Here is a 13,842-nt window from a genome sequence, read left to right as displayed (position 1 = left end):
CCCTTAGTGAGCGGTTTCCGCGTGGCTCATGTCCATGCCTTCCATTCCTTCATGCGCTGCGTGCTCGCCTTCTGGTTGGGACATATCCATGCTCTTACCGTGAGACATAAATTTGTTAACAACATCTTTAAACAAATCAGGTTTCACGTCAGAGAAGTATTCCACTTTGTTGTATTCGCTAGGCGCAGCCAGTTTGTCGAATGTTTCCATGGAATCCATGGCATTCGCAGACTGTTTGGCTTTCGCTACCCACTGATCGAAGGTTGCGCGATCCGGCGTGGCGATAGCTTTGAACTTCATTCCTGAGAAGCCCGGGCCGCTATAGCTGGCGGAGATACCGTCGTAAGTACCAGGTTCATTCGCGATGAGGTGCAGCTGAGTCTGCATCCCGGCCATGGCGTAAATCTGGCTACCTAAACGTGGGATAAAGAACGAGTTCATCACGGAATTGGAGGTCACTTTGAAGTGTACCGGTACGTTCGCCGGGAAGGCGATTTCGTTGACGGTAGCAATACCTTGTTCCGGATAGATGAAGAACCACTTCCAGTCCATCGAAACAACTTCGATAGTGATCGGTTTTTCATCGTGAGCAAGCGGTTTGCTTGGCTCTAATGCGTGAGTTGTTTTCCAGGTCAGAACGGCCAGGAACAGGATGATCAGAATAGGAACCGTCCAGACCACTGCTTCAACTTTGTTGGAGTGTGACCAGTTCGGGCTATACTTCGCATCTTTATTGCTCGCACGATACTTCCAGGCAAATCCTACTGCCATCAAGACGGCTGGAATAACGACAATCATCATCAGGCCAAAGGCCGTCAGAATCAGAGAACGTTGCTCCAGTCCAATCTGTCCTTTTGGGTCGAGGAGCGCAGAATCGCAACCACTGAGTAATACAGTACCTGCGATTAATGACATCCATCCCAAACTTTTATTGTATTTCCTAAGTCTCATTGAACGACCTCAATTCCACGGAATCTGGTGGCGCTTAAAGTGTACGGGCATTTTACGGGAAGGTTGCATTACTGTAAACATCGTTGGAGCTGTGTCTTTTCTGTGTTAGCGGCTTCTGCTTGGTTTGTCACATATGTTACTGAGTGTGACATAATAGCTTGCAAACCTTGATTTGCGCGGGATCGATAACGAAAGGGATTAGAACGAAAGGATTTATAAGGGAATGGACATAACCACTCGCAAAACAAAACAAAAAATTAACAATTAATTATCAAATAAAAGACATCATAAAAACGAAAAATAAAATCACTTGAGCTGAATCGGTTAAATTATTTATAGATTCGAATAAAAATTGTCAATAATTTCCAGAAATCTAAAGCGCACAAAACAACAAATTAAGGATGAGGAATATAAGATCGTTAATAAGACGTTATAATTACGTTTCGTAATTACAACGCCTACTAACTTTTTTGCGATGATTTAAATTAGCTCAGTTTTGCGTAATGCCAGATAGTCAAGGATAGCGCCGAGTAAAATACCGCCCACGGCGGTGAGTACGGCGATTTCCAGCAGACCGGTCAGGAAGGAAAAAGCGGTGTAATCCAGCGCGTTCAGCACCAGCAGCAGCAGCCATATCGCCAGCAACAGGCAACCTACGGCAAGGATAAGTAACGCCAGGGCATAGGCCTGAGGAAAAAGCGTGCGCGGCATAAAGCTTTCTGATTGCTGGGTATGTTCCAGCGTGCGCCGACAAATTAACAGCAGCGCAATACCCGGAACTGCGGCAAAGACAGAGAAAAGGTAGAAGGTAGGCCAGCCGTGTGCTTCAACAAACCAACCGGCGATGGGGCCAACATAAACACGTCCAACGGCGGAAAGAGCGGAGAGCAGAGCAAACTGTGTCGCTGAAAATGATTTATTGCACAGCGTCATCAACAGCGCGACGAACGCCGCAGTACCCATCCCGCCGCACAGGTTTTCAAAAAAGACCGCCGTTGCCATGGAGATAAGGTGCTTATCAGTAATCGATAGCAGCCAATATCCTGCATTGGAAACGCCCTGCAATAAACCGAAAATAAACAACGCGCGGAACAGCGTCAGCCGCTGCATTAATACGCCGCCGTAAAGTGCGCCAACGATGGTGGCGAAGAGGCCCAGCGTTTTGTTGACCATACCCACTTCGCCTGCGTCAAAGCCGACGCCACGAATCAGAAATGTGGTGGTCAGGCTCATGGCAAAAGCGTCGCCAAGCTTATAAAGGACGATCAGCAGCAGGATTAGCCAGGCGTTGTTACGACCGAAGAAATCGCGTAACGGTGCGGCAACGGCCTGCTCCAGCGTTTTCGGTACCGGGATAACGTCGCTGGGTTCCGGGGCCAACAACGTGGCGATAATACAAGGGATCAGCAGCGCGGCCATCAGCCAGTACATTCCCTGCCATCCCAGCCAGCGGTCTGCCAGCCATAGCGCTAATCCGCCGGAAACCAGCATCCCCAGGCGATAGCCCAGCACGCTGATTGCCGCGCCGGTACCGCGCTCTTCCGCCGCCAGAACATCCGTTTTCCACGCGTCAAAGACGATATCCTGAGACGCGGAACAAAAGGCGATAACCACCGCCAGCGCTGCCATCCAGCGTAATTGCGTAGAAGGTTCAAGGAACCCCATCGCCGCAATGGCGATAAGCAACAGAAACTGGGTGGCCAGCAGCCAGCCGCGACGACGGCCAAGAAACGGCGGCGTGTAGCGGTCCATCAGCGGTGACCACAGGAACTTAAAGACGTAAGCCTGGCCAACGAGCGAGAAAAAACCGATTGTTTTTAAATCGATATTTTCCACGGTCATCCACGCCTGTAGCGTGCCAGATGTCAGGGCAAGCGGTAACCCCGACGCAAAACCGAGGATCAGCAGAATGGCTGATTTGGGCTGCGTAAAAATGCGTAAGTAATGATTGGACATGGCGTATAGCACAGACCCGGCGTGAAGCCGGGTCTGTGATTAATTAACGAGCGTTTTGCTTGATGAAATCGTGAATGCTGGTGTCCTGCGCCATATCGCTAATGGTATCGGTCATGACGCTATTAACCGCATCGGCGATATTTTTGTTCGAGGCCTGGAAAGCACCTTCGACAGAGTAGCTGGCACGATAGTTTTTGGTCATCTTATTACCGTTTGCGGCGGTTGCGATGATAGCAATATCGGCTTTGGTTGAGATGTTGTAACGCACGTTGCCCTGAGAAACGTCGGCGTACAGTTTGTTCACAATGATTTGCAGGTCAACAGCGCCGTTAGGGCCAATCATATAGCCACGCGCGGTCATCTGTTTCTCCAGCACTTCCTGCAGCAGGAAACGCAGGTCGCGGGAGGCGGTTAGCGTAACCTGCTGATTGTCGCGAGTCACTTTCGCCAGCGCCTGATCCGGACGCTGATCGGCACCGTTAATGCTGACGGTCACGCCCATCAGGCTAGGGTCCTGCTGCGGCAGCGTAATTTTCGGTGAAACATCAATGGTGGTCGGCGGAGTGGCGCATCCGGCCAGCATAAACAGCGCGACCAAAGGAAAAAGAATTTTCTTAAACATGTTCAGGGTCTCAACGCATGGGGGTGGTAATGAGGAAAATTCCCGCCATCATAACATCGCCATCGGCAAGGGGAAGTGGCAACGCATGTAAATTCATCGTCTTGTGCGTTTTCTGTCCTTGCCTCATTTATTCTTGCGATCCTGGCGGGGCTTTCAGGTCGTAGAATCAGTAAACCCGATACCTTTGTATGAAAATATCAGAGAAATGCTAATTTTTTGTTGTTTTCGCCTAATGGAAGCGGTAAAAGCGGCTAACATTTAAAGGGAATGGCGGCAATACAGCGTTGTCGGAGGAGAAAATTCATGATGATACGTGAACAGATCGAAGCAAAACTTAGGGCAGCGTTCGACCCGGTGTATCTTGAAGTCGTGGATGAAAGTTATCGCCACAACGTTCCAGCGGGCTCTGAAAGTCATTTTAAAGTGGTGTTGGTGAGCGATCGCTTCCTTGGCGAGCGTTTTCTTAATCGTCACCGTATGATTTACGGAACGTTGACTGAGGAGCTATCAAGCACCGTGCATGCTCTGGCGCTACACACCTACACCATTAAAGAGTGGGAAGGGCTACAGGATACCGTCTTTGCTTCTCCTCCTTGTCGCGGGGCGGGTAGCATCGCGTAGAAATCGTATTTGCAACTGCTGGAGCTTTTCCAGTATGTTGCGTGAAGATTTATGAGAAAACGGCCTGCGGGCCGTTTTGTTTTGCCTGGAAAATGAGCTGTTCGCGCGTTTTTACAGGCTAATTTGCTCGGGAAATGTGAAAAAAGCCGCAGCAGTGGGCGACAACCGTTCTCGACTCGCAAAAGTGATGCCGCTATAATGCCGCGTCTTTTATTATGAATGTCTTCGGGATGATTCTGACGACAGGGAATGTGTTTCTGATTTGAAGAGGGCATCCCGGTTCTGCGAAGCAACCTGTTACGCGCTTCCAGAGTTGACCGAGCACTGTGATTTTTTTGAGGTAACAAGATGCAAGTTTCAGTTGAAACCACTCAGGGCCTTGGGCGCCGTGTAACGATTACTATCGCCGCTGACAGCATCGAGAATGCTGTCAAAAGCGAGCTGGTCAACGTAGCGAAAAAAGTTCGCATTGACGGCTTCCGTAAAGGCAAAGTGCCGATGAATGTTGTTGCTCAGCGTTATGGCGCATCTGTTCGCCAGGACGTGCTGGGTGACCTGATGAGCCGTAACTTCGTTGACGCGATCATCAAAGAAAAAATTAATCCGGCTGGCGCGCCGAACTATGTTCCGGGCGAATACAAGCTGGGTGAAGACTTCACCTACGCGGTAGAGTTCGAAGTGTATCCGGAAGTTGAGCTGCAGGGTCTGGAAGCAATCGAAGTTGAAAAACCGGTTGTTGAAGTGACTGACGCTGATGTCGACACTATGCTGGATACTCTGCGTAAGCAGCAGGCTAACTGGAAAGATAAAGACGGCGCTGTAGATGCAGAAGATCGCGTTACCGTTGATTTCACCGGTTCCGTTGATGGCGAAGAGTTTGAAGGCGGCAAAGCGTCTGACTTCGTACTGGCTATGGGCCAGGGTCGTATGATCCCGGGCTTTGAAGACGGTATTAAAGGCCACAAAGCTGGCGAAGAGTTCACCATCGACGTGACCTTCCCGGAAGAGTACCACGCTGAAAACCTGAAAGGTAAAGCGGCTAAGTTCGTTATCAACCTGAAGAAAGTTGAAGAGCGTGAACTGCCAGAACTGACTGAAGAATTCATCAAACGTTTCGGCGTTGAAGATGGTTCTGTAGCCGGTCTGCGCGCTGAAGTGCGTAAAAACATGGAGCGCGAACTGAAAGGCGCCGTGCGTAACCGCGTTAAGTCTCAGGCTATCGAAGGTCTGGTAAAAGCTAACGACATCGACGTTCCGGCTGCGCTGATCGACAGCGAAATCGACGTTCTGCGTCGTCAGGCTGCTCAGCGCTTCGGTGGTAACGAGAAACAGGCTCTGGAGCTGCCGCGTGAGCTGTTCGAAGAGCAGGCTAAACGCCGCGTTGTTGTCGGCCTGCTGCTGGGCGAAGTGATTCGCACCCACGAGCTGAAAGCTGACGAAGATCGCGTGAAAGGCCTGATCGAAGAGATGGCTTCCGCTTACGAAGATCCGAAAGAAGTGGTCGAGTTCTACAGCAAGAACAAAGAGCTGATGGACAACATGCGCAACGTCGCGCTGGAAGAGCAGGCTGTTGAAGCCGTGCTGGCGAAAGCTAAAGTGTCTGAAAAAGCAACTACCTTCAGCGAACTGATGAACCAGCAGGCGTAATTCCGCCCCAAGGTTTAAGGTTTGAGCAAAAACCCGTTGCCGAAAGGCTGCGGGTTTTTTTATTGCAATGATAGCCTTAGGATGGGTGCGAAAAGGCGATTTCAGTGATAGCGTTACGGCAAAAGGTTGTTATGCTTGAATTATGGCAACGTCATCCCCATAACCGGGAGACGTAACTGCATCAGCATAACCATGCACCGTAATGAAGCATGTATATATGCACTTCTGCCAGGGGGCAGAAATTCTGGCTGATAATCCGTCCGTAAGGTTACAATCAGTGCAGCGGTTTTTTTCAAATTAATCCAGGAGACGGAAATGTCATACAGTGGCGAACGAGACAACTTTGCACCCCATATGGCCCTGGTGCCGATGGTCATTGAACAGACCTCACGCGGCGAACGTTCATTTGATATTTACTCCCGTCTGCTTAAGGAGCGCGTCATTTTTCTGACCGGCCAGGTAGAAGACCACATGGCTAACCTGATCGTGGCGCAGATGCTGTTTCTGGAAGCGGAAAACCCGGAAAAAGATATCTATCTGTACATTAACTCTCCGGGCGGGGTGATTACCGCCGGGATGTCTATCTACGACACCATGCAGTTCATTAAGCCTGATGTGAGCACCATTTGTATGGGCCAGGCAGCGTCTATGGGCGCATTCCTGTTGACCGCTGGGGCGAAGGGCAAGCGTTTCTGCCTGCCGAACTCCCGCGTGATGATTCACCAGCCGCTGGGCGGCTATCAGGGGCAGGCGACGGATATCGAAATTCACGCCCGCGAAATTCTGAAGGTGAAAGGCCGCATGAATGAACTGATGGCACATCATACGGGTCAATCTCTTGAGCAGATTGAGCGTGACACCGAGCGTGACCGTTTCCTGTCTGCCTCTGAAGCAGTGGAATACGGCCTCGTCGACTCCATTTTGACTCATCGTAATTGATGCCCCTGGCGCAAGGGTGCCGCTATACTTGTTTGTAAGAGGGCGGCACAACGCTTATCAGCGATTTGCGCCTGAGAATGGCATTTGCGTCGTCGTGTGCGGCACAAAGAACTTAATAAGAGGTTTGGACTCATGACAGATAAACGCAAAGATGGTTCGGGCAAACTGTTGTACTGCTCTTTTTGCGGCAAAAGCCAGCATGAAGTGCGTAAGCTAATCGCCGGGCCATCCGTGTATATCTGCGACGAATGCGTTGATTTATGTAACGACATCATTCGCGAAGAAATCAAAGAAGTCGCGCCGCATCGCGAGCGCAGTGCATTGCCGACTCCGCACGAAATTCGCCACCATCTGGACGATTACGTTATCGGCCAGGAGCCGGCGAAAAAAGTGCTGGCGGTGGCGGTATATAATCACTACAAACGCCTGCGCAACGGCGACACCAGCAACGGCGTTGAACTGGGCAAAAGTAACATTCTGCTGATCGGGCCAACCGGCTCGGGTAAAACGCTGCTGGCAGAAACGCTGGCGCGTCTGCTGGATGTTCCTTTCACCATGGCAGATGCAACCACGCTGACTGAAGCCGGTTACGTGGGTGAAGACGTCGAAAACATTATTCAGAAATTGCTGCAGAAGTGCGACTACGACGTACAGAAAGCCCAGCGCGGTATCGTTTACATCGATGAGATCGACAAAATTTCCCGTAAATCGGATAACCCGTCGATCACCCGCGATGTTTCCGGTGAAGGCGTGCAGCAGGCGCTGCTGAAGCTGATTGAAGGTACCGTGGCGGCCGTTCCGCCGCAGGGTGGCCGTAAACATCCGCAGCAGGAGTTCCTGCAGGTTGATACCTCGAAAATCCTGTTTATCTGCGGCGGCGCGTTTGCCGGTCTGGATAAGGTCATTTCCCACCGTGTAGAAACCGGCTCTGGTATTGGTTTCGGCGCGACGGTTAAGGCTAAGTCAGACAAAGCCAGCGAAGGCGAGCTGCTATCTCAGGTTGAGCCAGAAGATCTGATCAAGTTTGGTCTGATTCCTGAGTTCATCGGTCGTCTGCCGGTGGTGGCGACCCTGAGCGAGCTGAGCGAAGAAGCATTGATTCAGATCCTTAAGGAGCCGAAAAACGCCCTGACCAAGCAGTATCAGGCGTTATTCAGTCTGGAAGGCGCTGAGCTGGAGTTCCGTGACGAAGCGTTGGACGCTATTGCTAAGAAAGCGATGGCGCGTAAAACCGGTGCGCGTGGTCTGCGTTCCATCGTTGAAGCAGCGCTGCTCGATACCATGTACGATCTCCCTTCAATGGAAGACGTTGAAAAAGTGGTCATCGATGCCTCGGTTATCGATGGTCAAAGCAAGCCGCTGCTGATTTACGGCAAACCGGAAGCACAGCAGGCATCTGGTGAATAATTAACCAGTTTGCTCAAGCAGTTAACAAAAAGGGGGGATTTTATCTCCCCTTTTATTTTTCCTGCATTCCCGCCGTTGAATGTATGGAATACATCCCCATATACTGGTTTACATATTAACGGCGACGCGTCGTTGAGTTGCGTCGTCGGCTACCTGGCGGACTTTAAACTAAGAGAGAGCTCTATGAATCCTGAGCGTTCTGAACGCATTGAAATCCCCGTATTGCCGTTGCGCGATGTGGTGGTTTATCCGCACATGGTCATACCCCTGTTTGTAGGGCGGGAAAAATCTATCCGTTGTCTCGAAGCGGCCATGGACCATGATAAAAAAATCATGCTGGTTGCGCAGAAAGAAGCCTCGACGGATGAGCCGGGTGTAAACGATCTTTTCACCGTCGGGACCGTGGCGTCTATTTTGCAAATGCTGAAGCTGCCGGACGGTACTGTCAAAGTGCTGGTCGAAGGTTTACAGCGTGCGCGCATTTCTGCGTTGTCTGATAACGGCGAGCATTTTTCGGCGAAAGCGGAATATCTTGAATCGCCAGCGATTGACGAACGCGAGCAGGAAGTGCTGGTTCGTACCGCTATTAGCCAGTTTGAAGGCTACATCAAGCTGAACAAGAAAATCCCTCCTGAAGTGCTGACGTCGCTCAATAGCATTGACGATCCGGCGCGCCTGGCGGATACCATCGCTGCCCACATGCCGCTTAAGCTGGCGGACAAACAGTCCGTGCTGGAGATGTCCGACGTTAACGAACGTCTGGAATATCTGATGGCGATGATGGAGTCAGAAATCGATCTGCTGCAGGTTGAAAAGCGTATTCGCAACCGCGTGAAAAAGCAGATGGAGAAATCTCAGCGTGAGTACTATCTGAATGAGCAAATGAAAGCCATTCAAAAAGAGCTCGGCGAGATGGATGATGCCCCGGACGAGAACGAAGCGCTGAAGCGTAAGATCGACGCGGCGAAAATGCCGAAAGAGGCGAAAGAAAAAACCGAAGCGGAACTGCAAAAACTTAAAATGATGTCCCCGATGTCGGCGGAAGCGACCGTCGTTCGTGGCTACATCGACTGGATGGTGCAGGTGCCGTGGAATGCCCGCAGCAAGGTCAAAAAAGATCTGCGTCAGGCTCAGGAAATCCTCGATACCGACCACTACGGTCTGGAGCGCGTGAAGGATCGAATTCTTGAGTATCTCGCGGTGCAGAGTCGCGTTAACAAGCTCAAAGGGCCGATCCTGTGCCTGGTTGGGCCTCCGGGGGTGGGTAAAACCTCTCTGGGTCAATCCATCGCCAAAGCAACCGGACGTAAATACGTGCGTATGGCGCTGGGCGGTGTGCGTGATGAAGCGGAAATCCGCGGTCACCGTCGTACCTATATTGGCTCTATGCCGGGCAAGCTGATCCAGAAAATGGCGAAGGTGGGCGTTAAAAACCCGCTATTCCTGCTTGATGAGATCGATAAAATGTCTTCGGACATGCGCGGCGATCCGGCATCGGCGCTGCTGGAAGTATTGGATCCAGAGCAGAACGTGGCCTTTAACGACCACTATCTGGAAGTGGATTACGATCTCAGCGACGTGATGTTTGTGGCGACCTCTAACTCCATGAACATTCCGGCACCGCTGCTGGATCGTATGGAAGTGATCCGCCTCTCCGGTTACACCGAAGATGAGAAGCTGAACATCGCTAAACGCCACCTGCTGTCAAAACAGATTGAGCGTAACGCGCTCAAAAAAGGTGAGCTGACGGTTGATGACAGCGCGATTATCGGCATTATCCGTTACTACACTCGCGAAGCGGGCGTGCGTGGTCTGGAGCGTGAAATTTCGAAACTGTGCCGTAAGGCGGTTAAACAGCTGCTGTTGGATAAATCGCTGAAACACATCGAGATTAACGGCGACAACCTGCATGATTTCCTTGGCGTACAGCGCTATGACTATGGCCGTGCGGATAGTGAAAATCGTGTAGGCCAGGTCACCGGTCTGGCGTGGACAGAAGTGGGTGGCGATCTGCTCACCATCGAAACTGCCTGCGTCCCGGGCAAAGGCAAACTGACCTATACCGGTTCACTGGGCGAGGTGATGCAGGAGTCAATTCAGGCAGCGCTGACCGTGGTACGTTCGCGTGCGGACAAGCTGGGCATTAATTCAGACTTTTACGAAAAACGCGATATTCACGTTCACGTGCCGGAAGGGGCTACGCCGAAAGATGGCCCAAGTGCGGGTATCGCGATGTGTACCGCGCTGGTTTCCTGTCTGACAGGTAATCCGGTGCGCGCTGATGTGGCGATGACAGGGGAAATCACCCTGCGTGGTCAGGTATTGCCGATTGGCGGTCTGAAGGAAAAATTGCTGGCCGCACACCGCGGCGGCATTAAGACTGTTCTGATTCCTGATGAAAATAAACGTGACCTTGAAGAAATTCCAGATAACGTTATCGCCGATTTAGATATCCATCCGGTGAAACGAATCGAGGAAGTTCTGGCACTTGCGCTGCAGAACGAACCGTTTGGCATGCAGGTCGTCACGGCCAAATAGTGATTTCGCGCAAATAGCGCTAAGAAAAATAGGGCTGGTAAGTAAATTCGCACTTGCCAGCCTTTTTTTGTGTAGCTAACTTAGAACGCTGGCAGGGGGGTCATTTACAACTCTGTTGTAAGGGCATGACAGTCCTGATATAACTGCTGCGCGGTCGCACTACGAAGGATTCTGGTGCGATATAAATTATAAAGAGAGGAAGAGAACAGTGAATAAATCTCAACTGATTGACAAAATTGCTGCCGGTGCGGACATTTCTAAAGCCGCAGCTGGACGTGCGTTAGATGCTTTAATTGCTTCTGTTACTGAATCTCTGCAGGCTGGGGATGACGTTGCGCTGGTAGGGTTTGGTACTTTTGCTGTTAAAGAGCGCGCTGCCCGTACCGGTCGCAATCCGCAAACAGGTAAAGAAATCACCATCGCTGCTGCTAAAGTACCGGGTTTCCGTGCAGGTAAAGCGCTGAAAGACGCGGTAAACTGATCGACTTCCCCATTGGGGTCTGTGACGAAGTACAAGGGCGCATCGCGAGATGTGCCTTTTTTATTTGCCAGAATGAGACTTAATGTGACTTTATACGCACTTGTGGGCTGACAATCACCCCGTTTTCTTGTCAAAATACGTCCTCACGCGCGGCGGCCATCACATGCTATGCTGCGCGAGCAAAAGTCATCTACAGCGGAGCGTTGTTACACCATGATGGACAACCTACGCACGGCCGCCAACAGCGTCGTGCTCAAGATTATTTTCGGTATCATTATCGTCTCGTTCATTTTGACCGGGGTGAGTGGTTACCTGATTGGCGGTGGTAACAACTATGCCGCAAAAGTTAATGACCAGGAGATTGGTCGCGCACAGTTTGAAAATGCCGTTGCCAGCGAGCGTAATCGCATGCAGCAGCAGCTTGGCGACCAGTTCTCTGAACTGGCGGCCAATGAAAATTACATGAAGACCATGCGTCAGCAGGTGTTGAACCGTCTGATTGACGAGGCGCTGCTTGACCAGTATGCCCGTGAGCTGGGCCTTAATATCAGCGACGACCAGGTTAAGCAGGCTATCTTCAAGACCCAGGCTTTCCAGGCGGATGGCAAATTTGATAACGAGCGCTTTAGCCGTATCGTTAATCAAATGGGGATGACGACGGACCAGTACGCTCAGGCGCTACGCAACCAGTTAACGACGCAGCAGTTGATTAACGCCGTTGCTGGCACCGACTTTATGCTGCCAGGCGAATCCGATCAGCTGGCTGCGCTGGTTTCTCAGCAGCGCGTGGTGCGTGAAGCAACCATCGACGTGAATGCGCTGGCGGCGAAGCAAACGGCAACCGACGAAGAAATCAACGCGTTCTGGCAGCAGAACCAGGCGCGCTTTATGGCCCCTGAGCAGTTTCGTGTGAGCTACATCCAGATGGATGCCGCGAGCATGCAGGAAAACGTCTCTGACGAAGAAATTCAGTCATGGTACGACCAGCATCAGGATCAGTTCACTCAGCCGCAGCGTAACCGCTACAGCATCATTCAGACCAAAACTGAAGCAGATGCTCAGGCTGTGCTTGATGAGCTGAAAAAAGGTGCCGACTTCGCCACTCTGGCTAAAGAAAAATCAACCGATATCATCTCTGCCCGCAACGGTGGCGATATGGGCTGGCTGGAAGACGCGGCGACCGTGCCTGAGCTGAAAGATGCCGGTCTGAAGGAAAAAGGCCAGCTCTCCGGCGTGATCAAATCTTCCGTCGGCTTCCTGGTCGCACGTCTTGATGACATTCAGGCTGCGCAGGTAAAACCGCTGGCTGACGTTCGCGATGATATCGCGGCGAAAGTGAAGCAGGAAAAAGCGCTGGATGCGTACTACGCGCTGCAGCAAAAAGTGAGCGACGCGGCGAGCAACGACAACGAGTCGCTGGCAGGCGCAGCGCAGGTTGCGGGTCTGAAAGTGGTTGAAACCGGCTGGTTTGGTCGCGATAACCTGCCGCAAGAGCTGAACTTCAAACCGGTTTCTGACGCTATCTTCAACGGCGGTCTGGTTGGCGAAAACGGTACGCCGGGCAGCAACTCCGATATCATCACCGTTGACGGCGATCGCGCGTTTGTTCTGCGCATCAGCGAGCATAAACCGGAAGCGGTGAAACCGCTGGCGGACGTGAAAGCACAGGTGAGCGATATCGTTAAGCGCAATAAAGCGGAACAGCAGGCGAAGCTGGATGCTGATAAGCTGCTGACGGCTTTGAAAGAAGGCAAAGGTGATGAAGCGATGAAAGCCGCAGGCCTGAGCTTCGGCGCGCCGCAGACGCTGTCACGTACCGGCCAGGAAGCGCTGAGCCAGGCTGCTTTTGCTCTGCCGCTGCCGCAGTCGGGTAAACCGAGCTACGGTGTGGGTTCTGATATGCAGGGCAATGTGGTTCTGCTGGCGCTGGATGAAGTGAAAGCGGGTACGATGCCGGAAGAGCAGAAAAAAGCGATGATTCAGGGGATCACCCAGAATAACGCTCAGATCGCTTTCGAGGCTCTGATGAGCAACCTGCGTAAGGCCGCGAAAATTAAGCTCGGTGACATCATCGATCAGCAACAATAATTTCGTGCTGCTTCGCAAAAGCAAGTAACGTGATGTAATCCTCAAAGGCCGCTTTCGCGGCCTTTTCCATTTCTGATTTTTGCCTTTTGTACTCTTTTTCCCTCATCGTTATCGTGGCCTTGCTGTCAACAAACAAGGAGATAACAGCATGAAACGAGGAATGAGAACGCTTATTGCCGCCGCCGTACTGGTTTGCGCGGCGGGAAGTCAGACCGCACTGGCAGCCCCTTCAAGCGGGAAAACGTCGGCGACGGCGAAGGAGAGCGTACAGACGCCGCAGGCGAAAGCGCCTGAAGCGTTAAATGCGACTGATAGTGAAGGAACCAGGGTCAGTATCAATAACGCCAGCGCAGAAGAATTGGCCCAGGCTTTGAACGGCGTCGGCCTCAAGAAAGCACAGGCCATCGTCAGCTATCGCGAAGAGTACGGGCCGTTTAAAACCGTTGATGACCTTAAACAGGTTCCAGGAATGGGCAATTCTCTGGTGGAGAGAAATCTGTCACATCTGAAGCTGTAAATTTTCAGCGGAAGTTTGCACAGTCGTAAATATTTGCCAGACTGAAGAGGTCGCACAAGTGGTGTGACCTCTGAC

At 51.6% G+C, this 13,842-nt stretch carries 11 protein-coding genes; 8 read left to right on the top strand and 3 right to left on the bottom strand.

Features of this window, described 5'->3' with window-relative positions; translation table 11 throughout:
• Positions 1–3 precede the first annotated feature (3 nt).
• The 3 genes from cyoA to FN082_RS25435 all read right to left on the bottom strand — a co-directional run bounded on the left by cyoA (position 4) and on the right by FN082_RS25435 (position 3,529).
• Positions 4–951 carry a cytochrome o ubiquinol oxidase subunit II gene (gene cyoA, locus FN082_RS25445; protein ID WP_139541323.1) on the bottom strand — a complete coding sequence of 316 codons (948 nt, stop codon included), beginning with the start codon at positions 949–951 and terminating at the stop codon, positions 4–6.
• Positions 952–1,431: 480 nt separating this feature from the next.
• Positions 1,432–2,907, bottom strand: coding sequence for a muropeptide MFS transporter AmpG (gene ampG, locus FN082_RS25440; protein ID WP_142464356.1), 1,476 nt, complete (start codon positions 2,905–2,907; stop codon positions 1,432–1,434).
• Positions 2,908–2,950: 43 nt separating this feature from the next.
• Positions 2,951–3,529 carry a lipoprotein gene (locus FN082_RS25435; protein ID WP_139541325.1) on the bottom strand — a complete coding sequence of 193 codons (579 nt, stop codon included), beginning with the start codon at positions 3,527–3,529 and terminating at the stop codon, positions 2,951–2,953.
• A 303-nt stretch (positions 3,530–3,832) separates the two neighbouring features.
• Here FN082_RS25435 and bolA point away from each other — a divergent pair, with 303 nt between their 5' ends.
• From bolA to FN082_RS25395, 8 genes are all read left to right on the top strand, one after another.
• Positions 3,833–4,150 (top strand): transcriptional regulator BolA, encoded by a 318-nt coding sequence (bolA, locus tag FN082_RS25430; protein ID WP_004133447.1) that lies wholly within the window; start codon positions 3,833–3,835, stop codon positions 4,148–4,150.
• Positions 4,151–4,498: 348 nt separating this feature from the next.
• Positions 4,499–5,797 carry a trigger factor gene (gene tig, locus FN082_RS25425; RefSeq protein WP_142982602.1) on the top strand — a complete coding sequence of 433 codons (1,299 nt, stop codon included), beginning with the start codon at positions 4,499–4,501 and terminating at the stop codon, positions 5,795–5,797.
• A gap of 315 nt (positions 5,798–6,112) precedes the next feature.
• Positions 6,113–6,736 carry an ATP-dependent Clp endopeptidase proteolytic subunit ClpP gene (gene clpP, locus FN082_RS25420; protein ID WP_003021624.1) on the top strand — a complete coding sequence of 208 codons (624 nt, stop codon included), beginning with the start codon at positions 6,113–6,115 and terminating at the stop codon, positions 6,734–6,736.
• A gap of 132 nt (positions 6,737–6,868) precedes the next feature.
• Positions 6,869–8,143: an ATP-dependent protease ATP-binding subunit ClpX gene (gene clpX, locus FN082_RS25415; RefSeq protein ID WP_004099538.1), complete on the top strand. Its 1,275-nt coding sequence runs from the start codon at positions 6,869–6,871 to the stop codon at positions 8,141–8,143.
• Positions 8,144–8,326: 183 nt separating this feature from the next.
• Entirely contained in the window at positions 8,327–10,681 is a 2,355-nt protein-coding gene (gene lon / locus FN082_RS25410; protein WP_139541328.1) for an endopeptidase La, read from the top strand.
• Positions 10,682–10,889: 208 nt separating this feature from the next.
• A complete protein-coding gene (gene hupB / locus FN082_RS25405) occupies positions 10,890–11,162 on the top strand; it encodes a nucleoid-associated protein HU-beta (RefSeq protein ID WP_002444653.1) in 273 nt (90 codons plus the stop codon).
• 213 nt (positions 11,163–11,375) lie between these two features.
• On the top strand, positions 11,376–13,250 hold the full coding sequence (gene ppiD / locus FN082_RS25400) for a peptidylprolyl isomerase (RefSeq protein WP_142982601.1): 1,875 nt from the start codon (positions 11,376–11,378) through the stop codon (positions 13,248–13,250).
• A gap of 148 nt (positions 13,251–13,398) precedes the next feature.
• Positions 13,399–13,767: a helix-hairpin-helix domain-containing protein gene (locus FN082_RS25395; RefSeq protein ID WP_185930440.1), complete on the top strand. Its 369-nt coding sequence runs from the start codon at positions 13,399–13,401 to the stop codon at positions 13,765–13,767.
• The last annotated feature ends 75 nt before the right edge of the window (positions 13,768–13,842 follow it).

The organism is Klebsiella spallanzanii, assembly GCF_902158555.1.
Taxonomy (GTDB): domain Bacteria; phylum Pseudomonadota; class Gammaproteobacteria; order Enterobacterales; family Enterobacteriaceae; genus Klebsiella; species Klebsiella spallanzanii.
The sequence above is the reverse complement of the archived record's forward strand: the minus strand, read 5'-3'. Positions and strand labels throughout refer to the sequence as shown.

Excerpts from the sequence above, each read along its gene's own strand:
- clpP (WP_003021624.1), top strand. The coding sequence starts at position 6,113 with ATGTCATACAGTGGCGAACGAGACAACTTTGCACCCCATATGGCCCTG.
- tig (WP_142982602.1), top strand. The coding sequence starts at position 4,499 with ATGCAAGTTTCAGTTGAAACCACTCAGGGCCTTGGGCGCCGTGTAACG.
- cyoA (WP_139541323.1), bottom strand. The coding sequence starts at position 951 with ATGAGACTTAGGAAATACAATAAAAGTTTGGGATGGATGTCATTAATC.
- ampG (WP_142464356.1), bottom strand. The coding sequence starts at position 2,907 with ATGTCCAATCATTACTTACGCATTTTTACGCAGCCCAAATCAGCCATT.
- FN082_RS25395 (WP_185930440.1), top strand. The coding sequence starts at position 13,399 with ATGAAACGAGGAATGAGAACGCTTATTGCCGCCGCCGTACTGGTTTGC.
- lon (WP_139541328.1), top strand. The coding sequence starts at position 8,327 with ATGAATCCTGAGCGTTCTGAACGCATTGAAATCCCCGTATTGCCGTTG.
- FN082_RS25435 (WP_139541325.1), bottom strand. The coding sequence starts at position 3,529 with ATGTTTAAGAAAATTCTTTTTCCTTTGGTCGCGCTGTTTATGCTGGCC.
- clpX (WP_004099538.1), top strand. The coding sequence starts at position 6,869 with ATGACAGATAAACGCAAAGATGGTTCGGGCAAACTGTTGTACTGCTCT.
- ppiD (WP_142982601.1), top strand. The coding sequence starts at position 11,376 with ATGATGGACAACCTACGCACGGCCGCCAACAGCGTCGTGCTCAAGATT.
- bolA (WP_004133447.1), top strand. The coding sequence starts at position 3,833 with ATGATGATACGTGAACAGATCGAAGCAAAACTTAGGGCAGCGTTCGAC.